Source organism: Methanofollis formosanus, from assembly GCF_019633745.1.
Lineage (GTDB): Archaea > Halobacteriota > Methanomicrobia > Methanomicrobiales > Methanofollaceae > Methanofollis > Methanofollis formosanus.
Genome location: NZ_CP037968.1, coordinates 2469855 through 2493711 on the forward strand (window position 1 = coordinate 2469855; position 23857 = coordinate 2493711).

The 23857-nt window shown below is 63.7% G+C and carries 19 protein-coding genes; 17 read left to right on the forward strand and 2 right to left on the reverse strand.

Annotated features, from left to right (window positions below):
- Positions 1 to 16: 16 nt before the first annotated feature.
- The 3 genes from E2N92_RS11370 (at position 17) to E2N92_RS11380 (ending at position 6995) form a co-directional block, all read left to right on the forward strand.
- Positions 17 to 943 carry a DUF3344 domain-containing protein gene (locus tag E2N92_RS11370; protein WP_220681270.1) on the forward strand — a complete coding sequence of 309 codons (927 nt, stop codon included), beginning with the start codon at positions 17 to 19 and terminating at the stop codon, positions 941 to 943.
- A gap of 413 nt (positions 944 to 1356) precedes the next feature.
- The gene (locus E2N92_RS11375) at positions 1357 to 5922 is read left to right on the forward strand and encodes a DUF3344 domain-containing protein (RefSeq protein WP_220681271.1); all 4566 of its coding nucleotides are present in this window, start codon (positions 1357 to 1359) and stop codon (positions 5920 to 5922) included.
- A gap of 2 nt (positions 5923 to 5924) precedes the next feature.
- Complete coding sequence (locus E2N92_RS11380) at positions 5925 to 6995, forward strand: hypothetical protein (protein WP_220681272.1); 1071 nt, start codon at positions 5925 to 5927, stop codon at positions 6993 to 6995.
- Positions 6996 to 7029: 34 nt separating this feature from the next.
- Here E2N92_RS11380 and E2N92_RS11385 read toward each other — a convergent pair whose 3' ends face one another.
- The gene (locus tag E2N92_RS11385) at positions 7030 to 7482 is read right to left on the reverse strand and encodes a phosphatidylglycerophosphatase A family protein (RefSeq protein ID WP_220681273.1); all 453 of its coding nucleotides are present in this window, start codon (positions 7480 to 7482) and stop codon (positions 7030 to 7032) included.
- A gap of 37 nt (positions 7483 to 7519) precedes the next feature.
- Between E2N92_RS11385 and cobT the strand changes: the two genes are divergently transcribed.
- The 5 genes from cobT to E2N92_RS11410 all read left to right on the forward strand — a co-directional run bounded on the left by cobT (position 7520) and on the right by E2N92_RS11410 (position 12845).
- Complete coding sequence (cobT, locus tag E2N92_RS11390) at positions 7520 to 8530, forward strand: nicotinate mononucleotide-dependent phosphoribosyltransferase CobT (RefSeq protein ID WP_220681274.1); 1011 nt, start codon at positions 7520 to 7522, stop codon at positions 8528 to 8530.
- A 660-nt stretch (positions 8531 to 9190) separates the two neighbouring features.
- The gene (locus E2N92_RS11395) at positions 9191 to 9745 is read left to right on the forward strand and encodes a GMP synthase subunit A (RefSeq protein WP_220681275.1); all 555 of its coding nucleotides are present in this window, start codon (positions 9191 to 9193) and stop codon (positions 9743 to 9745) included.
- Positions 9733 to 10275, forward strand: coding sequence for a YkgJ family cysteine cluster protein (locus E2N92_RS11400; protein ID WP_220681276.1), 543 nt, complete (start codon positions 9733 to 9735; stop codon positions 10273 to 10275). Before E2N92_RS11395 ends, E2N92_RS11400 begins: the two co-directional genes overlap by 13 nt.
- A complete protein-coding gene (locus E2N92_RS11405; RefSeq protein ID WP_220681277.1) occupies positions 10268 to 11473 on the forward strand; it encodes a TraB/GumN family protein in 1206 nt (401 codons plus the stop codon). Before E2N92_RS11400 ends, E2N92_RS11405 begins: the two co-directional genes overlap by 8 nt.
- A gap of 853 nt (positions 11474 to 12326) precedes the next feature.
- Positions 12327 to 12845 (forward strand): nitroreductase family protein, encoded by a 519-nt coding sequence (locus tag E2N92_RS11410; protein ID WP_220681278.1) that lies wholly within the window; start codon positions 12327 to 12329, stop codon positions 12843 to 12845.
- 604 nt (positions 12846 to 13449) lie between these two features.
- Here E2N92_RS11410 and E2N92_RS11415 read toward each other — a convergent pair.
- Positions 13450 to 14274, reverse strand: coding sequence for a PadR family transcriptional regulator (locus E2N92_RS11415; RefSeq protein ID WP_220681279.1), 825 nt, complete (start codon positions 14272 to 14274; stop codon positions 13450 to 13452).
- A 97-nt stretch (positions 14275 to 14371) separates the two neighbouring features.
- Between E2N92_RS11415 and E2N92_RS11420 the strand changes: the two genes are divergently transcribed.
- The 9 genes from E2N92_RS11420 (at position 14372) to cobN (ending at position 23851) form a co-directional block, all read left to right on the forward strand.
- Positions 14372 to 14902 carry a methyltransferase domain-containing protein gene (locus E2N92_RS11420; RefSeq protein WP_220681280.1) on the forward strand — a complete coding sequence of 177 codons (531 nt, stop codon included), beginning with the start codon at positions 14372 to 14374 and terminating at the stop codon, positions 14900 to 14902.
- Between the two features lies 1 nt (position 14903).
- A complete protein-coding gene (locus E2N92_RS11425; protein ID WP_220681281.1) occupies positions 14904 to 15512 on the forward strand; it encodes a cobalt-factor II C(20)-methyltransferase in 609 nt (202 codons plus the stop codon).
- A 2-nt stretch (positions 15513 to 15514) separates the two neighbouring features.
- On the forward strand, positions 15515 to 16231 hold the full coding sequence (gene cobM / locus E2N92_RS11430) for a precorrin-4 C(11)-methyltransferase (RefSeq protein WP_220681282.1): 717 nt from the start codon (positions 15515 to 15517) through the stop codon (positions 16229 to 16231).
- Positions 16228 to 17100 carry a cobalt-precorrin 5A hydrolase gene (cbiG, locus tag E2N92_RS11435; protein ID WP_220681283.1) on the forward strand — a complete coding sequence of 291 codons (873 nt, stop codon included), beginning with the start codon at positions 16228 to 16230 and terminating at the stop codon, positions 17098 to 17100. The genes cobM and cbiG overlap by 4 nt, the downstream gene beginning before the upstream one ends.
- Positions 17101 to 17119: 19 nt before the next feature.
- Positions 17120 to 17851 carry a precorrin-3B C(17)-methyltransferase gene (cobJ, locus tag E2N92_RS11440; protein ID WP_343222845.1) on the forward strand — a complete coding sequence of 244 codons (732 nt, stop codon included), beginning with the start codon at positions 17120 to 17122 and terminating at the stop codon, positions 17849 to 17851.
- On the forward strand, positions 17841 to 18467 hold the full coding sequence (locus E2N92_RS11445; RefSeq protein WP_220681285.1) for a precorrin-8X methylmutase: 627 nt from the start codon (positions 17841 to 17843) through the stop codon (positions 18465 to 18467). The genes cobJ and E2N92_RS11445 overlap by 11 nt, the downstream gene beginning before the upstream one ends.
- Complete coding sequence (locus E2N92_RS11450; protein WP_343222846.1) at positions 18457 to 19476, forward strand: cobalt-precorrin-5B (C(1))-methyltransferase; 1020 nt, start codon at positions 18457 to 18459, stop codon at positions 19474 to 19476. Before E2N92_RS11445 ends, E2N92_RS11450 begins: the two co-directional genes overlap by 11 nt.
- Complete coding sequence (locus tag E2N92_RS11455) at positions 19473 to 20042, forward strand: cobalt-precorrin-7 (C(5))-methyltransferase (protein ID WP_220681286.1); 570 nt, start codon at positions 19473 to 19475, stop codon at positions 20040 to 20042. Before E2N92_RS11450 ends, E2N92_RS11455 begins: the two co-directional genes overlap by 4 nt.
- A gap of 128 nt (positions 20043 to 20170) precedes the next feature.
- Positions 20171 to 23851 carry a cobaltochelatase subunit CobN gene (gene cobN, locus E2N92_RS11460; RefSeq protein WP_220681287.1) on the forward strand — a complete coding sequence of 1227 codons (3681 nt, stop codon included), beginning with the start codon at positions 20171 to 20173 and terminating at the stop codon, positions 23849 to 23851.
- The last annotated feature ends 6 nt before the right edge of the window (positions 23852 to 23857 follow it).

Below are 23857 nucleotides of genomic sequence, written 5' to 3' on the forward strand. Positions count from 1 at the left end.
ATGTATGTTTTCAGGCATGCTTGTGCTGCTGGCGGTGCTCGCGATGGCGGCGCCGGCGGCAGCCGACCCGTGGATTGGAGGAGACAAACTGGTCAACGCGAACGGAACCTCAGGGAACGTGTCCGGTGGTCTCTGGTTCGACGCGTATCCCGGCTTTGACTATGCGTATTCTACGCCGGTGACGAAAAATTTCTCGCTTCCGTGCACTGCAGGTAATGTCGAATGGGCGCGTCTCTATGTCACGACCTACATCGGGAGCATGACCAAAAACTACCCCCTGAACACGACGGTGGAGTTCGACGGCGGATCGGGCTATGGGACCCTGGGTTCGGAGATCATGAACACCACCTACACCTATCCGGAGAACAGCAGTGCTGATGGAACGGTCTGGATCAACAACCACTGCAACCGGGTGACGAGCGACTGCCTGATGTGGTACGACGTGACCAACGATATCACCTCATCGAGCGTCGCGGCGCGCGTGCACACGGCCTGCCCTAACGGCACGCAGCCGTATGACGGCCGGGTGAAGATGATCACGCTTGTGGTCGCATATAACGATCCCTCGAGTGGGAAAGAGATCTCTTACTGGGTGAACCAGGGTCACGACACCGATTCCAAAAAAGCTGACCAGAATGGCTGCTCTTACATCGGGAACACCACATTCAGCACAGTAACATCCTCGGTTATCGATGCAGACCTGACGGCCATCTACTTGGCGAGTTACAACGGTAATTACACCTTCAACGGCAACACACTCACCTGGAGCAACCCGTGCCAGGGATCGTACTTCGGCTATCAGAGTTGGAATGTCACCAACTACATTACCAGCGGAGATAATTTCATGACATTCGACCGGAACACCACCGATCCATCACTGTACGGCGGGTACTTCAAGATCCCGCTTGCGCTCCTGACTGTGGAGGAGGAGCAGGAAGTGTAAAATCGCACCCCTCTGAGATCTTTGAAAATGCGGAAGGGCCGTGGAGCTTCCACCTGTGTTCATTTTTTGATGCCGTTCTGCGGCTCGACGGCATCATCTTTTTCCGTGTGTGGAAAACGACTTCATTTTCGACGGTACGACGAATGTGATGTACGGATTGTATGCCGCATGCAACCAAAATTCCATTTCTTATGTCGTTGATATGACTTAAAATATATTATGTCAGACTGGGTGTGAATAGTATGAATATATATATGATCAAATGCTGATCTCAAACATCTCGATTCGTCTCCCGGCCCCTCCTGCCATTCCATTGGGGTGCCGGCGTACCGGGAGAATCGTGAATGATGAACGGAGCTGATAGGAAGATGCGAAAAACATTTCTGCTTCTCTGTATCGTTGCACTACTGTGCATGGTTGCTCTCGTTGCGCCGGTGATGGCCGCCAACGAAACATTCCCGGCAGACGCCGACTCATATGTTCGGTTTGGCACATCGTTTGAGAATAGAAATTATGGTACTGCTACATCTCTTAGTACTCTGCAAACTTCGCTGGGAGTACATCTGAGAAGTCTTATCCACTTCGATCTTTCGTCGATCCCCAAAGGGGCGGAGATCGAGTCGGCAACACTCTATGCGTATATGTCCGCCAGAGCAGGCGACAGGGAGGTTGGTGCTTACCGCGTGACCGATACGTGGAACGAGTCCGGCGTCACCTGGAAAACGCAACCTTCTGTGGATACACAACCGACCAGTTCGATCGATCCTGGTTCGGCAGTGAATACCTGGATCTGCTGGAACGTCACGCAGGACGTACAGGCATACGCGGACGGTACTGCAAATTATGGGTGGATGATTAAAAATACAGACGAATCGACGCCATCTATGGATCAGAAAGTCACGCTGAGGAGCCGCAACTATGCCGACGCCACACAACACCCCTACCTGAACGTAACCTACACAATCCCCCCGCTTGTTCTGACCACGATCGAGGTTTCTCCCGCGACGGCGAGCGTGGCGGTGAACGCCACGCAGCAGTTCAACGCCACCGCAAAGGACCAGAACGGAGATGAGATGACGAATGTCTGCTTCACCTGGAGGAGCAGCAACGAGACCGTCGGCACGGTGAACACTAGTGGGTACTTCACTGCCCTCGCCGCTGGCACGACCACGATCACCGCGTCAGCGGAGAATGTGAGTGGGGCGGCGACGGTGACGGCAAGCGTTCCCACCTGTGACCTTACCTTTGCGGGCGGCGGAGCATATCCTATTACAAATGCTGTATTCACCCGCATGCAAAACACCATCCGGGTCGGCAGGATTACCAATCTCGGTTCAAATATGTCTCCTGAAACGGAGGTCGAGGTCCGTTCGAGCGACGGTTTCGTCGGCAGGGCTACACTCCCTCCGGTCCAACCTGGAGAAAAAGCACCGTATGTCTTTCTCATCGACACGACCATCAGGGAGTCTGAAGGCGGGAAGGTGACCTACACCACTATCATCGACCCCGACAACACTGTCGTGGAGATCTCTGAGACCAACAATGCCAAAACAACTCCGCCCCAACAGGTCGGATATAACGGCTACCTGGGTAAGCGGTACATGGATAGCGGCAATGACCTCACCACGGTGCGGACCTACGACCTCCGCGGCGACATCATCAATTCATTCGGTGACAGCCATTATATCTCCGGCAAAGGCAAATGGACGAACTACACCGTGAACTGGACCGGCGACGACCTGCTGCTCCCGGAAGGTGCGACCGTCCGCGACGCCTGGCTCTATGTGCCGTACTGCTGGGACAGCACAAACGTAGCACCGAACAACCTCTCAATCACTTTCAACGGCGATCCGGTGCCCTATGTGAACTGGTACCATGACAAGGCGAACTTCGGCACTTATGGGGGTATGGTCTACGGCCTGATGACCTATAATGTGACCACTTCCTATAAGGTGGGCGTCAACAACACGGCACTCTTCGAGCGGGAGAAGGCAGGCACCACCATCTGCCCGGCCGGGTTCACCCTTGCGGTGGTCTACGAAGACCCGTCAGTCACCAGAAAGCAGATCTTCGTCAACGAAGAGTTTGACGCCCTTGGTGCCGACTCCGTAAATTATGGCACGAACGAGAGTCGGGCAACGGCATATGCGCCGTTCAGCGGCATGACCCTCGACACAGCGAACGTCAGCCGCGCAAACCTCACGACGTTCGTCCCTTGGGGCAACAGTGGGGAGGGCAACCTGTACTTCAACGGCAACCGGATCGGGAGCGGTGTATGGAACTACGGTCCCCTTACTGTGGGTGGCTCAGACTCCCCACAGGTGGCTGTGGACGACCGCGAGGTGACGGCGTACCTCAACGCGACCGGGAACGAAGCGACGATCCAGAGTTCCGAATCCAGCCAACCACTGATGGTGGCAGCACAGACCTTCCTCGTCATTGAGTATGCCGATCCCGCCGCCCCGGACCTCACGGTCAGCACCCTCATGCCAAACAAGAACGAGATCTTCTCCGCGACTGGAAATACCTACACCGCGAAGATCACGAACATCGGGACGGCCGATGCGGGTGCGTTTTCGGTCGAATTCAAGGTGAGCGGCGTCACCGGTGCGGTTGCCGTGCCCGACGGCCTCGCCGCGGGTGCGAACACCACCCTCACCTGGACCGACTCGACGGTGCATGCCGCGGGCGAGCCGGCGACCTTCACCGTCACCGCCGACCCGGGGTGCATGATCGACGAATCGAACGAGGAGAACAATGTCAGATCTTTTGAGAAGACCGTCGTGGACAACGGTTACCGCGGCAAGCGGTGGACCGGCGGTGAGGACCTCACCACTGCCGTGACCTATGACGTCCGCGGCGACCTGGCGTACTCTTCTGGCGACAGTCTCTATCTCGGTGCCGCGGACAACCCGCACTGGACGGCGTACACCGCGAACTGGACCGTCAACGACCTTGACATCCCGGCCGACGCCACCGTCACCGCCGCACGGCTCTACGTCCCTTACACCTGGGACAAAGGTCCGGTCTTCCCTGGCAATGTCACCCTCACCTTCAACGACATCCCGGTCGAGAGAGCCGCCTTCTATAGCGACGAAAAGATGTGGGGGAGTTCATATCCGTACGGCATGACCGTCTACGACGTCACCGAACCGTTCAGCACCGACGGCAACGCCGCCGTCCTGACAAACATCTACCCCGGAGGCGGGAACGTCTCGGTACGCGGAATGGTGCTTGCGGCGGTCTACGACGACGGCGTCACCGCCCCGCACACCATTGTCATCAACGAGGGCTTCGACCTCCTGTACGGCGGCAGCGGCCAGGCGACCACCCCTGAACAGGCGACCGCCTACGCACCCTTCACTCTCGACACCACCAACGCCGTCAACGCTACCCTCGTCGCCCTCGCACCCGGCGCAGGGCCGAACGAAGGCGAACTGATCTTCAACGACAACGTGTGGACCGACGCCTGGAACTTCACCGGGCAGAGCCAGATCGGTGCGGCCGAACGCGACGTGACCTCGCTCCTCGCAGGCGAAGGCAACGTTGCAGCGTTCCAGAGCAGTGGGGACTGGATGGAAGCGGCCGCCGCCTTCCTGGTGGTGACCAATCCGGTCCCGAACGGCTGCATCGAAGTCACCTCGACGCCGGAAGGAGCGGCGATCTTCCTTGATGGCGAGGATACCAGCAAGGCGACAAACACTGTCCTTGAAGACATCCCCGCCGGGGAGCATGTGGTCACGCTGAAACTCGAAAACTACGCCGACGCCTCAACGCCGGTCACCGTCGTCGAAGGGGAGACCGCAACCGTCGACCTCTCGCTGACCACCCTCACCGGCAGCCTCGCCGTCACCTCTACCCCTGACGGCGCTTCGATCTTTATCGACGGTGCCGACACCGGCGAGACGACCGACACCACCCTCACCGGCATCGCCGTCGGCGACCACACCCTCGCCCTGAAGAAGGAAGGGTACCGCGAGGCGTTCGCTGAGGTGACGATCCGGCACGACGAGACCACCGACCTCCACCTCGACCTCGAGAAGGCGGTCGGGTGCATCGCCGTCACCTCGACGCCCGAAGGTGCAGCGATCTTCTTGGACGGGGAGGAGACCGGCGAGACGACGAACGCGATCCTTGAAGGAATCGCGGTCGGCGAGCACACCATCACCCTGAAGAAATCCGGATACATGGAGGCCTCGGCGACGGTGACCGTTATCGACACCGAGACAGCATCAGTAGAATTCACCCTCGCCGAACCCGCAGGAAACATCGTGGTCACCTCCTCCCCGGACGGTGCCAGAGTCTTCCTGGACGGAAAAGATACCGGCGAGCAGACGAACACCACGCTCACGCGGGTCTCGCCCGGCGAACATCAGGTCGCGGTGAGCCTTGAGGGGTATCTTGAGGCGGAGAAGGCGGTGACGGTCGTCGAAGGCGAGAGCGTCGCCGTCCATTTCGACCTCTCGCAGGCCTCGATCACCCTCCTCCCCGGCTGGAACTTTGTCTCGACCCCGAAGACCCTCGCACCCGGCCACGACACCATCGCCATCTTCGACGAGGTGGACACCGCCGACCACTCGGTATTGTTGTACAACGGGACGAAACAGTGGGAGGCGATGAGTTCCGAAGAAGCGTTCAGGCCGCTCGACGGGATCTGGATCTATGCCAACGGCACCTACGAGATCCCGCTTGCCTTCGACACCGGCGGGGCCTCCGCCCCGCCGGAGAAGGCCCTCGACGAGGGCTGGAACGCCATCGGGTTCACCGACACTGTTCCCGAACCCGCGGCAAACACTCTCAGGTCGGTCGAGAAATGCTGGGCAACCCTCATCGGGTTCGACGCCGGCGCACAGGAGTACAAGACCTCGATCATCCGCGGCGCCGATGGACGGCACGGTGAGATGCGTGCGATGGAACCGATGGACGGCTACTGGCTGTACATGAGCGATGCGGACCTGCTCTGCGCCATCGGAGCGTGAAGATGAAGGTATGGCAGGGCATCGCGGTGCTCCTCCTCCTCGGCCTCGTCGCCGGTGCGGCGGCCGATGAGGGCGTCCCCGTTTTCCCCCACGAGTTCAAGGGGAGCGTGACGATCGACGGCAAACCCGCGCCCGCGGGGACCGAAGTCACTGCGGTGCTGGGTGGCGAGACGTACGGGCCTGTGACGACCGCGGCTGACGGGACGTACGGCGGCTCCAGCCGGCATGCGGGTGAGAGGCTGCTGGTCCTCGGTACCGACGACCTCGCCGGGGAGACAATCACCTTCCTGGTCGGTGGAAAAGCAGCAAAAGAGACGGCGACCTTCAGCCCGAAGGGCACGAGCCGCGTTGACCTCAGTGTCGGGAGCGGTACGACGCCAAAGCCTCCGTCGAACAGCGGCGGCGGTGGCGGAGGGACGACGTCCCCGGTCTCCGGACCGACCACGACTCAGACGACGTCGGTGGAGCGGGTGACTCTCCCGATATCGAAGAGCGGCGAATTGACCGGGACCGTGACGGTGCGGACCAGTGACGGCGTGGGGGCGGTGACTCTCAGGGAAGGCACGGTCGCCCGCGACCGCGACGGCGAACCGCTCAGGGAAGTGACGATCAAAAGGGCCGACATGAGTGGAACCCCCCCGATCCCGCCGGGAACAACGATCGGTTTCGCTCTCAGGTGCGGTCCGGCCGGCGCCACCTTCGACCCCCCCATCACCCTCACCTACACCCTCTCCGTGGAAGAGTGGGAGAGGATCGGCGACCCTGCCACCCTGACGGTGATGTGGTACAACCCCGAGAGCGGGGCCTGGCGGGAAGTCCCCGCCACCGTCGACGCGGCCACCCGGACGGTGACCGCCCGCGTCTCGCATTTCAGCCTCTTCGCCCTCTCGTGGGCTGCCCCGAAACCAGTGACAGCATCGGCGGACCGCCCCGTCGCGGCCGCCACCACGATCGGGCTGGAAGGTCAGCGGTCGGCCGCCGGCGAGACTCCATGGACGCTGGTAGCGGCCGGGGGCCTGCTGATCGTCGGCGCACTGGCGGTAGGAGGATATGTCGTGAGGAAAAAGAGGTAATAACCTCTATTTTTGTATATCCAGTCTTTTTGATCTATTCTGCGTTCCCGGCGGCGAAACTCTCGCTGTACAGCCGCGAGGTATTCCCGGCGATGAGTCCGGCGACGGCGTCGTCGAGGAAAGGTCCGAGTTCGCCGAGAATGCCGGGTTTGTTCTGGTCGTAGCGCGTGAACTCGAAACGGGCATAGGTGCCCCCGATGATCTCGGCGATGGCCATCCCGATGATCTCGTCGGAGAGGAGGAAGACCGGGTCGTCGGCGATCTCCGAGTCGTTCCGGTTCTCGTAGAGTTCTTCTTCGAGAAGGATGGCGCCGAGGAGGAGGGAGGAGACGTTCGGGTCCTGGTATGACGCCAGGATCTTCTTCTCAAGGCGCGTCCTCGCCTCTTCAGGGCCCATCCCGTGCGAGACATAGAGCCCCATCCCGGCGTCGACGATGGCATCGGTGGTGACCCCTTTTCCTCTGAGCCGCTCTTCGATCTCAAACATAGGAGAATTTTTGGTCAGGCTCAATATATACATTGATATGGCATTTCTCTCCGAGTTTCCGTCCATTGAGTTTTCAAGACCGCTCTTTGCAAGCGTCCTTGGAAATACCGCCCTCTCGATGGTGCCCGGGGTATCGGGTGCGGGGCCGTCTCCGAAGAAGACGGTCTTCACGCCGATCCTCGATGCCGAGATGATCACCACCGGGGCGATCACCTCGATGCCCCTCAAGCCCAACACCCCGACCGGGTGCCCGACGCCGGCGGTGATCACCAGGGCGATGGCGACACTCACCGGGATCGAACCGGTCTTCGTGAACGCCGGGCTCTTCAACCCACCGACCGTACCGTGCATCGACGTCTACGGGGCGCCGGGCGGCGACCCGCGAGAGGGCGACGCCGTCCCGGCGGCCAGAGATCTTCTCACCGCCGGCGAGCGCGTCGGCCGCATTCTTTCCAGGTGCGCCGACTTCCTGGTCCTGGGCGAGTGCGTGCCCGGCGGGACGACGACCGCCCTCTGCGTCCTGCGCGCCCTCGGGTACGAGGCCAGGGTCTCGAGCAGTTTTGTCGAGAACCCGGTGCACCTGAAAGAAGAGATCTGCGAATACGTGCTTGAGAAGGTGGAGCGCGAAGGGGCGACCGACGCCCTCGACGTGGTGCGGATTGGGGGCGACCCCATGATGCCGGTGGCCGCGGGGATCGCGAGTACCTTTGAAGGCACGCTCGTCTTTGCCGGGGGCACCCAGATGCTTGCCGTCGACGCCGTGCTCAAGGGCCTGGGGAGATCCATGGTCCCGCTTGCCACGACCGAGTACGTGCGCACCGACGCCTCGGCAAACTTCGAGGAGGCCGTGGCCGCGGTGGGGGCGAAGGCCTATTATGTGGATCCGGACTTCGGCACCATCGGCGACGCGGGGATCGGCAGGTACTGTGAGGGCGAGGTGAAAGAGGGGATGGGTGCCGGCGGCGCCATGTTCCTCGCCCGGGTGATGGGATACTCGGCGGAGGAGATCAGGTCGGCCATCCTCTCCACCGTCATATCGTTCAGATAAGTTCTATAGAATCGGGCATGAACCCCTGGCTCAAGCATACGGGATGAAAATTTCTCGTCGCTTGCTCTCTCTTTTCAAGACCGGAGAATCTGGGGGGATCGTGTTCCATCGCCGCCCTCACCTATCTTCGTCGTGGGGGGTCCGGGGGGTGCAATCCCCCGGTGCGAGATGGCAGGAAAATCTCGACGATGGGGGCGGCCGATCCATCTGAAGAATTTTCTATCCTCTGCGTATCGGCTTCAACGTGATATAAAGAGCTCAGACTCTCATGCAAACATGAAGAGAGGATATTCTGGATCATTTTCATGGTAATCCCCGGTGAGATCCCCACCTCATTGCCGCCCCCGCCCATCTCCCTTCCGGCGGGGTCCGGGGGTGCAACCCCCGGCGAGAGACGGCAGAACAGATTCAGCGATTGAAGGGCGGCACGTCGGATCATCACGCCTTCCCCCCCCTCGCACCGGGGGCGGAGTGCCGCCCGGACCCCAGGGAGGGGGATAGGGCAGGGAAGGCGAAGAGATTTTTCCGGGGCCAAAATCTTCTCATCCCGATCTTTTTTCGGCGGAGTTTCCCGACCATAAGGTACTCTCGAAGACCGGAGCGCCGTCGCCCTGATTCCCCATAAAAAAGGCTATACCCTCAACCACCCATACCTTTCTGATGCGTCCCATTTTTGTCGTGAACAACCATGGGCAGTTCAACCACCTTATCCACCGCAAACTCCGCGACATGGATATCGAGGTGGCGATGGTCCAAAACACCACCCCGCCCGACGAGATCGCCGCGGGGTGCCGGGGGATCATTCTGGGCGGCGGCCCGTCGCTTGAGCGGGCCGGGAACTGCGCCGGGTACCTTGACCTCGGCCTGCCGGTGCTGGGGATCTGTCTTGGCCTCCATATCATCGCGACCGCACGGGGCGGGGCCGTCGGCCCAGGTGCCCACGGGGGGTATGGCGGCGTCAGTGTCGAGATAACAGAGGAGAGCGAGATCCTTGGAGGGTATCCGGAACAGATCCATGTCTGGGCCTCCCATGCCGACGAGGTGAAGGAGGTGCCCGCGGGCTTCACGGTCTATGCACACTCCGACATCTGTCCGGTCGAGGCGATGGGATCGGCGGAAGACCGGATCTTCGGGGTCCAGTGGCACCCCGAGGTGAGTCACACCGAGGACGGAGACTTGCTCTTCAGAAACTTTGAGCGTATATGCGGGGAGTAGACGGACTCGCCGAAGAGATCAGGGACGTGGGCTTCCGCTGCATGCGCTGCGGGGCCTGCTGCAGCGAGGTCTCCGAGGGCTCGAACCTGGTCATTCTCTCCCCCGCCGAGGTGCGGCGGGTGGCAGAAGCCGCCGGTCTTCCCCCCGGCGAGGTAGCGGAGCCGTATCCTGAGTTTCTTGACGGCCCGGAAAAATCGCGCTACACCTTCGATTGGTCTCTCAGCCGGGACGAGGGGCACTGCCGCTTCCTGGACGGAGAGCGCTGCCGGGTGTACGCCGCCCGCCCCTGGATATGCCGGACCTATCCCTTCATGCTCGAGGGTGACCGCCTCATCGTCTCCGAGTGTCCGGGGATCGGGACAGAGATGACGATGGAAGAGGCGCGTGCCGTTGCCCGCGCCCTTCTCGAGCGGCAGGCGGCCGAGGCGGCCGAGGAAGAGGGGATCAGACGTGTCCTCTCCACCGCCTCTCCCCCGCCCGGGGAGACGGCGGTCGTCGACAGCGAGGGGGTGTGGCCGGTCCATGGGTGAGATCAGACTGGTCGGCACGGCCCATGTCTCCGAGAAGAGCATCGCTGAGGTGCGCGCCGCGATCGAGGAGTTCGAGCCTGATATCGTCGGGGTGGAACTCGACGCCGGGCGGTACCAGGCACTCAGGAACGGGGCGCCGCCCCCGAAGGTCGACGAGGTGCTGAAAGGCGGGAACTTCTCCCAGATCCTCTTCCAGTGGACCCTTGCCTATCTCCAGCGTAAGATCGGCATGGACGTCGGCGTCGAACCCGGTGCCGAGATGATGGCGGCCATCGACGAGGTGGAGAACCGGGGCCTGCCCCTGGGCCTCATCGACCGCGACATCAGGATCACCCTCTCCAGGTTCTGGGAAGGCATGAGCCTCTGGGAGAAGGTGAAGATGCTCTACGCCCTCGCGGTCTCGGTCTCGGGAGGAGTGGACGAGAAAGTCGACATTGACGCCTTGACCAGACAGGACGTCGTCTCGGCGGCCCTGGAGGAGTTTAGGAACTTCTCGCCGAACGGGGCGAAGGCCCTCATCGACGAACGGGACGCCTACATCGCCCGCCGGATCCTCGACCTCTCGGGTCGCTACGAGAAGGTGCTGGCCGTGGTCGGCGCCGGGCATGTGCGAGGGGTGGAGCGCTACCTCTCCTCTCCCGACCTCCTCCCGCCCGAGGCGGCGCTCACCGCCGCCCCCAAAAAGCGCTATCCATGGGGGAAGATCATCGGCGTCCTGGTCGTCGCCCTCTTTACCATCCTCCTTATCTCGATCGCCTTCTCCGGCGTCGGGCTGGAGGTGCTTGCCTGGGCGATATTGTACTGGGTGGTGATCAACGGCGTGCTTGCCGCCGGGTTCACCATCGCCGCCGGAGGCCACCCGCTCTCGGCCCTCACCGCCTTCGGGGTGGCCTGGATGACCTCCCTCAATCCCCTGATGGCCGCCGGATGGTTTGCCGCCATCGTGGAGGCGAAGGTCAGGAAACCCTCGGCCGCCGACTTCCAGCGGATCATGGACGCCGAGACCTTCGATGAGATGCGGAAGGTGCCGATCTTCAGGGTGGTACTCGTCGCCGCCCTGGCAAATGTCGGGTCGACCATCGGGACGTTCGCCTACTTCCTCTTCATCGCCCCGATCCTGGGGATCGATCCCACGGTGATCATCCCGCAGGGCTTTGCGAACTTCGTGGGATGGCTGGGCGGGCTGCTCCCCTTCTGATCTTTTTTTTTTGTGTTGGTTCAAGCCCGGAGATCGAGGTCGTCCTGAACCATTCCGGGCGTCACGCCGCTCGTGAAGGTTCTGTCGGGGATCCCGGGCGCTCCTGTCATAGAGGTACAGCCACCGTGAACGCCGTCCCGTCCCGTCCCCCGCCTCTCCTCTCGCGAGACGGCAGAACAGGCCCTGGTGATTGGGGACGGCATGTTCTGATCATCTCGCCTCTCCCTTTGTCCCGACCCCGAAGATAGAACCGGAATGGAAGAGTGCTACTCTCCCATCAGCGGGATCACGCGCTCCGTGCCGTTCCCCGTCCTATCTTCTCGCGAGACGGCAGAACAGATCCTATGAGGAGGAACGGAAGATTCTGATCACCTCGCCGTCCCGCTATCATGACCCCGAAGATAGAGCCGAGAAGGCATGGCGGTGATGAAGAAGCGGGATGCTGGTCTCCACACCCGCCCCGTCGTCGCGACCCCGGGGATAGGAGTGGGACAGGAGATGGTTGTTCTCTTTCAGAGGATCACACCGCCCCGTGCCGTCTCCACGCCTATCCTCTCGCGAGATGGCAGGACCGATCGTGCGATGGGGGAACGGCACGTTTGGATCATCACGCCGTCCTGTCGTCATGACCCCGAAGATAGGAGTTGGGACAGGAGAGGGCTGATCCTGAATCTGAGAATCACCACACCCGCCCCTCCGGTTATCTTCGTCTGTAGAGGGGACGAAGACTTCGAGATCGAGGGTGATCCTGAAGAGGGCGCCGCTGTCCTTCCGCCATTCATAATCGCGAATCTGATTTCGACACGGCCTTTTCTTCGCAAAGATTATCCATTTTCACTGCCTAGTGAGGAGCATGTATCTTGGTCCGAATCTTGGGCTGACCATCCTTAAGACGCGTCATTCTATCCGGAAGTACAAGGAAGATCCAATCGAGGAGAAGATCATCAAGGAAGCCCTCGAGTGTGCCCATCTTGCTCCGAGCGCCAGGAACGAACAGCCCTGGCTCTTTGGGGTGGTGAAGGAGAAGGAGACTCTCAAGCAGATCGCCGACCTCACCGATCACGGCAAGTTTATCGAGGACGCTCAGGTCTGCTTTGCGGTCTTTGGCAAGAGGGACGCAAAGTACTATCTTGAGGACTGCTCCGCGGCCACGACCCAGCTCATCCTCGGGCTCTGGGCCTATGGAGTCGGATCGTGCTGGGTGGCAGGCGAGAAGAAGGAGTATGCCGAGGCGGTCCGCGAACTCCTCGGTGTCCCAGAAGATTACACGCTGGTCTCCCTTCTCCCGGCCGGGTACCCGATGGATGTGAAGATCGCCGGGAAGAAGGTTCTTGACGATATCGTCTTTGAGGGGCAGTATTCTTCTGAGTGAGGGCGGTTTTTCCGGCCCCAGTTTTTTTCTGAGTTCTCCCTGGGATATCAGGGATGTGATCGATCACCTGTGGGGTATTTCTTATGTTTGTTCCGCTCGTACTCGAAGATCGAAGATTGGCGGTGGACGGCAACCCCCTCTTTATGATCATCGATGGTGCCTTCCCTGCACTATCCTCATCCCTGGAATCAGAGGACGGCATGGATGTCTGATCTCTCCGAAAAGCGATCGACGCTCTTCCGACCAGGTTTGATCTCCGGGGCCATGACAACAGGACGGCGTGATGATCAGACCGTGCCGTCCCCCCGCCACTGAATCTTTTCTGATATTTCGCGAGAAGATAGGGCGGGGGACGGCACCACGCGCGATATCTCCGAAAAAAGATGGGCGCTTTCCCGTCCAGATATTATCTTCGAGGTCACGACAACGGGACGGCGTGATGATCAGACCATGCCGTCCCCGATCACAGCATCTGTTCCATCGTCTTGCGAGAGTATCAGCAGGGACGGCAATTGAACAACGCCCCCGGACAGCGCTGTCGCGATCATCGCATATGCTTGAGCCAGAAACTCATACTCAACGTTAGATCGGCCAAATTGTGTTCTCACTCTCGCGTGCGCGCCCTGCAGAAGATGAGGGTGAAGCCCAGGTGATTGACACTCGTCACGTCGAAGGATGCGGAGAGTGCACTGAGAAAGTCGGTCTGCCTCCAGACCTGCAGTTCAGGGAAGAACCGCCGCACCTCGCGGATGAGGAATTCGCCGGCGATTGAAGACTCTGTCATCTCCTCGGTAAAGGGGAGGAAGGTGACGAGCTGGCCGCGTGGGGCGAGGATACGGGCAAGTTCCGGGAGGAGAGGGCCGGGAACGGCTTCGCTGAGTCCCGGGGCGATGAGGAGGTCGAAGGCGCCGTCACAGCACGGCATGGCGGCCGGGTCTGCTATGAGGCTCTGAAACTTCTCGATGATCGTTTTGTCCCTCGCAATCAGCCAGCGTTCCGGGATCTGGCCGGTGAGGTCGGCCGCAGCGGCGACGAAGAGGTCGGCCATCCCACCGCTGAGAGGGTCGGGGACCACGGCGATCCGTCTGAGGGGCCGCTCGCTCTCGAACTCGGCCACCATCAGGTCCTGGAAGGTCAGGGCAAGGTGGCGGAAGTAGTCTGAGAGGACAACTCCGACGCTGCTTTTTCTTGCCAGGAACAATGCTTCCCTGCCCTTATCGGTGATGAAAAAGACCTTCTTCGCCGGTCCCTTCGTGCTCGGCGCCTGCTCATAGTCCACGAGTCCCCGGCGCTTGAGCGAGTTCACGGTCTTGTAGAGGTCGCTGTGGCTCCTGGATATCCCCTCTTCCTCGAGCCTGAACTTGAGTCCGTAGACATGGCAGGGGGCGGTGGCGAGCATGGTGAGGATCTCAAGCCCGGGGTCGTGCATATTCTCCCCTCTTCCCCGCTCATAGTAAGGGCTTCGAAATGATTCCGCGGGAATTTGAACAAATGTTAATTAGTCCGTGCAAGTGAACTTTACTTACATGGATGAGGGACTTCGGGGCGGACCGACGCAGGACGAAGTGGCGGCGGTCGCCCTCTGGCACCTGAGGCTTGCGCCGGGGTGCGCCTTTGCAGATGTCGGGTGCGGGACCGGGAAGATCGCGGTGGCCGCGGCCAGGACCGCCGGCCGGGTGCTTGCCATCGACCGCCGGCCAGAGGCGGCGGCCTGCACGAGGGTTGCTGCAGAGGCGGCAGGTGCCGAGAACATCAAGACAGTCTGTGGCGAGGCCACCGATGTCCTTGCGGGTGCCGGACCCCTTGACGCCGCCTTCGTCGGCGGTTCGCGGGACCTCGAGCAGGTGCTCGGGGTACTCGCCGGGACGGTGCGCGGCCGGGTGGTCGTCGACTGTGTCCTGCTGGAAACCCTCCATCGGGCGGTGAGGACGATGCAGGACCTCGGGATCTTCAGGGAGGTCGTCTCCCTCCAGGTGGCCCGCTCCCACGCGCTCGGGCCCGGGATGATGATGCGCCCGGCCAACCCGGTCTGGCTCGTTGTCGGGGAGGTGGCCTGAGATGCTGGTCGGCGTGGGGATCGGCCCCGGCGACCCCGAACTCCTGACCGTGAAGGCCGTGCGCCTGATCCGAGAGGCCGACGTGGTCTATGTCCCGGGCCGGGTGGCCGCGGGGATCATCGCCCCGTACCGCACCGATGTCGAGGTCCTCTCCTTCCCGATGACCGGGGACGAGGCCGAGATCGCGCGGTGCATGGAGACGAACGCCGATACCGTGGCGGCGCCGGCGGCGAACGGGCTCTGTGTCTTCTGCATCCTCGGCGACCCGAACTTCTACGGGACCTTCGGCCGGCTCTCGGCCGTCCTCGCCGACCGCCACCCCGCGGTCAGGTGCACGACCGTCCCCGGCATCAGCGCGATCACCGCCTTCGCCTCGGTCGCGGGCGTCCCGGTCTCCGGCGGGATCGGCGTGAGCGACGGCTCCGAGGAAGCGTGTCGTCTCCTCCTCAAGGTGACGCACCCGAAGGAGACGGCCGCACGTCTCCAGGCCGAGGGCTTCACCGATTTCGTCCTGGTGGAGCGGATGTATATGGACGGCGAACGGGTCTATCGGGGCGACGAAATCCCTGAGAAAAGCAGTTATTTCAGTGTACTCTTTGCGAGGCGGTGAAGATGGAAAAGATCTATGTTGTCGGGGCCGGGCCGGGAAACCCGGACCTGATCACGGTGAAGGGAAACGACCTCCTGATGCGGGCCGACGTCCTCATCTATGCCGGGTCGCTGGTGAACCCGGCGCTGGTCGAGCGGTCGCCGGCGCCTGAGAAGTATGACTCCTGGGGGATGAAACTTCCCGAGATGGTGGCGGTGATGGTCGAGGCGGCCAGGGCCGGGAAGACGGTGGTCCGTCTTCACTCGGGCGACCCGGCACTGTACGGGGCGATCGTCGAGCAGATCGCCGAACTGGAACGGGCTGGGGTCGAGGTCGAGGTGGTCCCAGGGGTCTCATCGATGTTCGGGGCGGCGGCGGCTCTCAAGACCCAGTACACCCTCCGGGGGGTCTCAGAGTCGGTGGTTGTCACCAGGCCCGCCGGGGCGACGCTGGCGACCGACCAGATCGCCGAACTCTCGCGGACCGGGGCGACGATGGTCGTCTTCCTCGGCACCGCACATATGGAGGAGGTGCTCGGAAAGGTCGAGTGCCCGCCCGATACCCCGGCGGCGGTCGTCTACCATGCCACCTGGCCTGACCAGAAGGTGGTGCGGGGCACGGTCGCCGACCTCGCCGCAAAGGCGCGGGCCGCCGGGATCGAGCGCTCGGCCCTGATCATCATCGGCGGCGTGGTGAACGCCACGGCGTCTGACTACACCAACTCAGACCTCTACGGATGAAGACGGCAGTCATTGCGCTGAAGCGCTTCGAGGAGGAAGGTCGGCGGGTCGCCGACGTCCTCGGCGGCGAGTTTCTCCCGTACTTCCCTGAGGTCTTCGAGGAGGCCTTTGCCGCCTACGAGGCGGTCGTCGCCGTGATGTCGGCAGGGATCGCGGTCAGGAAGTGCGCCCCCCTCCTCACCACCAAGTGGCGGGACCCGGCGGTGGTGGTGGTCAGTCCGGACCTCAGGTTTGCGGTCCCGGTCCTCGGCGGGCACCATGGGGCGAACGACCTCGCCCGCGAGATCGGGAAGAAGATCGGAGCGGTCCCGGTCATCTCGACCGCCACCGAGGCCCTGGGCCGGCCGTGCGTCGAGGGCGTCGCGGCGTCGGTCGGGGCCGAGATCGCAAACCCGGACTCCACTCTTCCGGTGAACGCAGCGATGCTCGACGGCGAGGTGCCGGTCTATACCGTCGGCGGCCCGGCGATCGTCGTCGCCTCCTCTGCCGTCTCGGTCCTGGTGGAGGGCGGAGAATATGTCGTCGGGATCGGGTGCCGGCGCGGGACTGCGACTGAATCGGTCGTGGCGGCGGTGAGGGCGGCCCTCAGGACGGCCGGGATCGGGCCCGAGGAGGTGCTCGTCTATGCCACGACGGCGAAGAAATCCGATGAACCCGGCCTGCGGGACGGCGTCGCCGCGCTGGGGGGCGTCCTCCTGTACCTCAGCGCCGAGACGCTCAACGCCCGGACGCCCCCCTCGCCCTCGCGGGCGGGGCTGATCGGGCTTGTCGGCGTGGCCGAACCGGCGGTGCTTGCCCTTGCACGCCGCGGCGAGTTGATACTGAAGAAAAAAGTCTATGGGGATGTGACAGTTGCAATCGGACGATAAAAGAGGGAAACTCTCTATTGTGGGCATCGGCCCAGGCGGGATTGCGCAGATGACCGGGCAGGCGGCGGACACGATCCGCGCCGCCGAGTATGTCATCGGCAATGCATTCTATCTGGAACAGATCGCCCCCCTCCTCGGGGGCCAGGACGTGATCAGGAGTTCGATGGGGAAAGAGGTCGAACGGGCGCAGAAGTGCGTCGACCTCGCCCGCACTCACCGGGTGGTCATGGTCAGCGGGGGCGACCCCGGGGTGTACGGGATGGCGAGCATCGTGCTCGAAGTGATGGACCGCGCCGGTGTGCCGGTGGAGTACGAGGTGGTGCCAGGCGTCACGGCCTCGTGCGCCGGGGCCTCGCTCCTCGGCTCCCCGCTCACCGGCGACCATGTCACCCTCTCGCTCTCAGACCTCCTCACTCCCTGGGAGACGATCGAGACACGGCTCGGTCTCGCCTTCCAGATGGGTGTGCCGGTGGCCCTGTACAACCCGAAGAGTCACGGCAGACCGGAAAATCTATCCAGGGCGCTTGCGATCGCCCTCAGGCACCACTCCCCCGAGACCCCGGTGGGGCTGGTGCGAAACGCCTACCGCGTCGGTCAGGAGACAGAGGTGACGACCCTCGGTGCGCTTGCCGAGGACGACTCGGCCGTCGATATGCGCACGCTCGTCATCGTCGGCGGGACCGAGACCTTCAGGATGCAGGACGGCGGGATGCTCACGCCGAGAGGCTATGGGAGGAAGTATGTATATTGACCCGGGCGCCGACACGCCCGAGGGGTATGCGATCTCGCGGACGAGCAGGTCCCTGGCCCGCCAGGTGATCGGCGACCGGACGCCCGAGGACCGGATCAGGCAGCGGTGTGCGATCTCGGTCGGCGACTTCGTGATGGCCGACCTGGTGCGGTTCCGGGGCGAGGCGATCGAGGCCGGGCTTGCGGCCCTGGAGCGGGGCGCGCCCATCATCACCGACATCCATATGGTGCAGATGGGGATCAGGAAGAAGGAGCACCACTCCGAGGTGCTCTGCGCCCTCGACTATGGGCAGGAGATCGCCGCGGCGCGCGGGATCACCCGCTCGTCCGCGGGCTTCCTCGCCCTCCGCGATCGGCTGGAAGGCGCGGTCGTGGTGATCGGGAACGCTCCTTCGTCGCTCCTCGCCCTCTGCGCAATGGTCAGGGAGGGCGTGCGGCCCGCGCTGGTCATCGGGATGGCGGTCGGGTTTGTGAATGCCGCGGAGTCCAAGGAGGAGTTGCGCACTCTCGACATCCCCTCGATCTCGACGCAGGGAACGCGGGGCGGGACGCCGCCGGCGGTCGCGGCGATGAACGAGATCGTCACGATGTATGTGGAGCGGACGCGTGAGAGATGAGGCGATCGTCGACCCGGTGACCGGCTTTGTCTACCCGGCGGAGTGGGTCGGGCGCTGCACCGATCCCGCGGCCCTTACCCTCGCGGCGTCGGGTCTCGGCGTCCTCACCGCCGACGGATCAGTGCTGCGGCGGGGGTTCACGACCGGCACGACGGCCGCGGCGGCATGCCGGGCGGCGGTCCTCTCCCTGGCCAAACCGGTGGACGCGGTCTCGCTCCTCCTCCCGTGCGGCCTGGAGGTCGTCGTCCCGGCCAGGGGTGCCGGCGGCCGCGGCGAGGCAAGGAAGGACTCGGGGGATTATCATGCGGATGTCACCGCGGGCCTCGCGTTCGTGGCCGTGGCAGAGCAGGTCCCGGCCGGGGTGGAGGTCGAGTACGGCGGGGGGGTCGGTCGGTTTGTCCGCGAGACCCCGCGGTATCCGCTGGGGTCACCGGCGGTGAGTCCGACGGCCCGTGCGACGATCGAGGGGGCGGTCGGGTCGGCCGCCGCATCGGTCGGGCTCCCGGGTGTGTGGGTCCGCCTCTCGGTCCCGGATGGCGCCGCGGTCGCGGCGCAGACCCTCAACCCGCGCATCGGGGTGGAGGGCGGGATCTCGGTCCTCGGGTCCACGGGCCTCGTGGAACCCTGGGACGACCACCTCTCAGAGTCGGCGCTGGAACGGGTGGAAGGCGCCGAACAGGTGGTGCTCACCACCGGCAGGCTCGGTCTGCGCTATGCCCGCCTCCTCTTTCCCGACCGTGAGGTCGTGCTCGTCGGCGTGCACCTCGGCCGGGCCCTCGCGGCGGCGAAGGGCGAGGTGACGGTCTGCGGGCTGCCTGGACTGGTCATGAAGTTCATGGACGCTGAGGTGCTTGCCGGGACCGGGTGTGCGACGGTGGAGGAATTGACCGGGACGCCGGCGTGGCAGGGCGTGATGGAGCGGACGTTTGCATCGTTCAGGGCTGCTCACCCGACGGTGCGGGTGGTGGTCGTGGCCAGGGACGGCACGGTGCTGGGGGACTCGGGATGAAGGTCGTCGGCGTGGGCTGCGGTCCCGGGATGCTCACCGGGGAGGCGGTGCGGACGATCGGGAGCGCCGCCCTCATCTATGGTTCGGCGCGGGCGATCGACCTCGCACGACCGGCGATCAGGGACGGATGCGAGGTGCACGAGATCACCGACTACAAAGCTCTCCGTGCTCTCCCGGCCGACGCCGTCGTCCTCTCGACCGGCGATCCGATGCTTGCTGGCCTGGGTTACCTGGGCGGCGAGGTGGTGCCCGGCATCTCCTCGATGCAGGTCGCCTTCGCCCGCCTGGGCCTCTCCCTGGTGAAGGCGGCGGTCGTCACCGCCCACGGCAAGGACCATGCGGCGGCGGTGAGGGAAGCGGCAGAGGAGGTCGGGCGTGGTCGGATCGTCTTCCTCATCGCCGACCCGGAGTTCTCGGTTCCCGCCCTCGCGGCGGCGCTGCCCGGTGAGGTGCGGATCGCTATCTGCGAGGATCTCGGCTATCCCAACGAACGGATCGCCGCCGGGACCGCGGCCGAACCTCCGGCGCCGGTGTCAGGGCTCTTTGTGGTCGTCGTCGGATGCTGAATCCTTCTTCTCCCGAGTGTGACGGCGGCCCCTCCTTTGTAATACTTTTTTTCGATTCGTAATACCTTTAACATAAAAATCTCAATCTGGTACGACCGGGGCTGCGGCCCCATCGGTCAGGACAGATCATGAGTATAGATACCGGGATCGTGGTGGTGGGGTGGGGGAACGAACTCCCCCTCTTCAGGGAGGCGGGCGAGGCCCTTGGCCTTCCTCTCAGAGGATGGGCCGTGAACGACCTGAAGGCAGACCCCGCCCTTCGGGCCGCGTGCAGGGCGGCCCTCGGCGAGGCGACGCTTGTTCTTCTCCATCCGTCCGCCGAGGCATGGTGGGACGAGGTGATGGAGGGCCTGGGTGCCGGGACGCAGGTCGTCGCCTACGGGTACAACGACACCTTCTGGAGCGCATCGACGGTCCCGATGAGGATCGTCGCCGCGCTGAACGCGTATTATCTCTACGGTGGGGCCGAAAACATCAGGAATATGCTCGCGTCTGCGACAAACGAAGTGCTGGGATGCGACATCTCCGTCGCCCCGCCCGAGCCCACCCTCTGGGAGGGGGTCTACCACCCTGATGCCTCCGAACCCTTTACGTCCGTCGCGGACTACCGGGCATGGCGTCCCAGACGACGCCGACATACGGTCGGCCTTCTCTTCTCGCGGACCGCCTGGCTCACGAGGGACCTGGCGGTAGTCGACGAGATGATCAGGGAGTTCGAGCGGGACTGCGATGTCATCCCGGTCTTCTGCTTCGGTACCGGTGACCAGGAGACCGGCGCCCTCTCTTCCGCCGCGGTCATCGAGACCTATCTCGCCGGAGAGGTCGACGCCCTCGTGGAGGCGAGGTCCTTCATCCATGCCGCGGACGCCGGGGCCTATAAGGCGTCGCTGACCGCGCTCGACCTCCCGGTCACCCACCCTCTCGTCCTCTATCACACCACCGAGGAGGCCTGGGCCTCGTCGCGCGACGGGATGGGGAGCAGCGAGGTGGGGTGGTGCGTCGCCCTCCCCGAGTTCCAGGGAATGATCGAGATGCTCCCGGTAGGTGTCGCCACCGGCGGGGACGACGCCTCTCACCTTCCACTTTCCGAGAGGATCCGGAAGATGGCCGACCGTGCCAGGGCTTGGATCACCCTCAGAGATAAACCGCCGGCAGAGAGGAAGGTGGCGTTCATCCTCCACAACAAACCCTGCGCCTCGCTGGAAGGCAGCGTCGGTGCCGGCGCGCACCTCGACACCCTGGAGAGCGTGGCACGCGTCCTCCAGGCGATGGCCGGTGCCGGGTATCAGGTGGAGGCCCCTGCGGACGGCGAGGAACTGATCCGCACCATCCTCTCCAGAAAGGCGTTGTCAGAGTTCAGGTGGACGTCGGTTGCCGGGATCGTGGAGAGCGGCGGCGCCCTGGATATGATCGAATTCGATCGGTACATGCGCTGGTTCTCCTCCTTCCCCGAGAACGTACAGGGGGAGATCGTCGAGGCGTGGGGTCCGCCTCCCGGCGGGAAGGAGGGGGTTCCGCCGGCGATGGTCCACGATGGAAAGATCGTCGTCACCGGCGTGCTCTTCGGGAACGCCGTCGTCTGCGTCCAGCCAAAGCGCGGGTGCGCCGGGAGCCGGTGCGACGGGGAGGTCTGCCGGATCCTCCACGACCCCGAGATCCCCCCGACCCACCAATACCTCGCCACCTACCGCTGGCTCGAGGAGGAGTTCGGCGCCGACGCCGTCGTCCATGTCGGCACCCACGGGAACCTTGAGTTCCTCCCGGGCAAGAGCGTCGCCACCTCCGGTTCGTGCTATCCCGACCTTGTGATCGGGCGGATGCCGCATCTCTACCTCTACAATGCCGACAACCCTCCGGAGGGCACGGCCGCAAAACGGCGGGCATGCGCCACCCTCGTCGACCACGCCCAGGCGGCGATGGTGGAGAGCGGGCTGTACGGCTCCCTCAAAGAACTCGAACGGCAGATCGACGACTACCGCCGCGCCGAAGGGACGGACAGGGCGCGGGCCCACGCACTGACGCACACGATCCGCGACCTCATCGACGAATGCGGACTCGCCGGGGAGTGCGGGCTTGCCGGCATGGAAGCGGCGGGCGCGCCCTTCGATGAGGTCGTCACCGCGGCCGAAGACGCCCTCACCGCGACCTACGATGCCCGCATCCCCGACGGGATGCACATCTTCGGAGAGATGCCCGTGGGAGAGGAGAAGGCGGCATACATCGCCGCCATCATGCACCATGAGGGCCATCTGAGAGACGCAGTCCTGCGGATGATGGGGGAGGATCCCGGGTGTGCCGGCCCCGCCCTCCTGGAGGAGGCGGACGCCTCTGCCGTAGCACTCGTCGCCGCCCTCCTCGGCGGCGCCGGGCCTGAGGACGCGGCCCGTCTGGCTCTTGGCGAGCGCCTGAAGGACCCGGCCGTCCCCCTTGACCCGATCGTAGCCGGGGTCGCCGACCTCTCGGGACGGATCGATGCCACCGACGAGATCGGGGCGCTCCTCAGGGCGTTTGACGGGGGTTTCGTCCCGCCCGGCCCCTCAGGCCTGATCACGCGGGGAAAACCCGAGGTGCTCCCGACAGGGCGGAATTTCTACTCCCTCGACCCGTACCGCGTACCCACGAAGGCGGCGTGGCGGGTCGGGAGTCGTCTCGCCGATCTTCTCCTTGCGAAGTACATCGAAGACGAAGGGGCGTACCCCGAGAACGTGGCGATGTACTGGATGGCCTCGGACATCATGTGGGCCGACGGCGAGCAGTGCGCCCAGGTGCTCGCCCTCCTCGGCTGCGAACCGGTCTGGAAGGAAGGGAAGGTGCGTTCCTTCCGTCTGCTCGCCCTCGAAGAACTCGGACGCCCCCGGATCGACGTCACCGTCAGGGTGAGCGGCATCCTGCGCGACAACTTCTACGCGTGTATCGAGTTGATCGACGACGCCGTCCGCGCCGTCGCCGCCCTGGACGAACCGCCCGAGATGAACTATGTCAGGAAGCACACACTTGCATCCGGGAGCACCGCCCGCATCTTCGGGAGTCGGCCGGGGACGTACGGGAACGGCGTCTCCCTCGCGGTCTATGCCTCGGCATGGGAGGACGAGGCCGACATCGCGGAGGTCTTTCTCAGGTGGAACGGCTATGCCTACGGCCGGGGCAGTTACGGCGCTCTCTCTGACGAGGGTCTCTCGGCGCAGTTGGGCTCGGTCTCCCTCACCTTCAACAAGACCGTCACCGACGAGTACGATCTCCTCGGCTGTTGCTGCTACTTCGGCACTCATGGCGGTCTGACCGCGGCGGCGCGGAGCATCAGCGGCCATGACGTCCCGGCACTGTACGGCGACACCCGCGACGAAAACCGGCCGGCGGTCAGGACCCTCGCCGACGAGGTGAGGCGGGTGACGCGCACCAAACTGCTCAATCCGAAGTGGATCGAGGGGATGCGCCGCCACGGCTACAAGGGTGCGGGCGATATGTCGCGGAGGATCGGGACGGTCTATGGGTGGGAAGCGACGACGCAGGAGGTCGACGACCGGATCTTCGACGATATCGCCCGGACGTACGTGCTCGATCCCGACATGAGGGAGTTCTTCGAGAAGGAGAACCCCTGGGCATTCGAGGAGATCGGGCGGCGTCTGCTTGAGGCATACGGCCGCGGGCTCTGGGCGCCGTCCGAAGAGATCCTCGAGGGCCTGAAGGCGGCCTACCTGGAGGCCGAGGGGTGGATGGAGGATGCGATGGATACCGAAGGTGAGGTGCAGGGAGGGGCGATTCATGCGATGGCTCTCCGGGATCTGCCGGGCTGGAAGAAGGAGGAGTGACGCCGG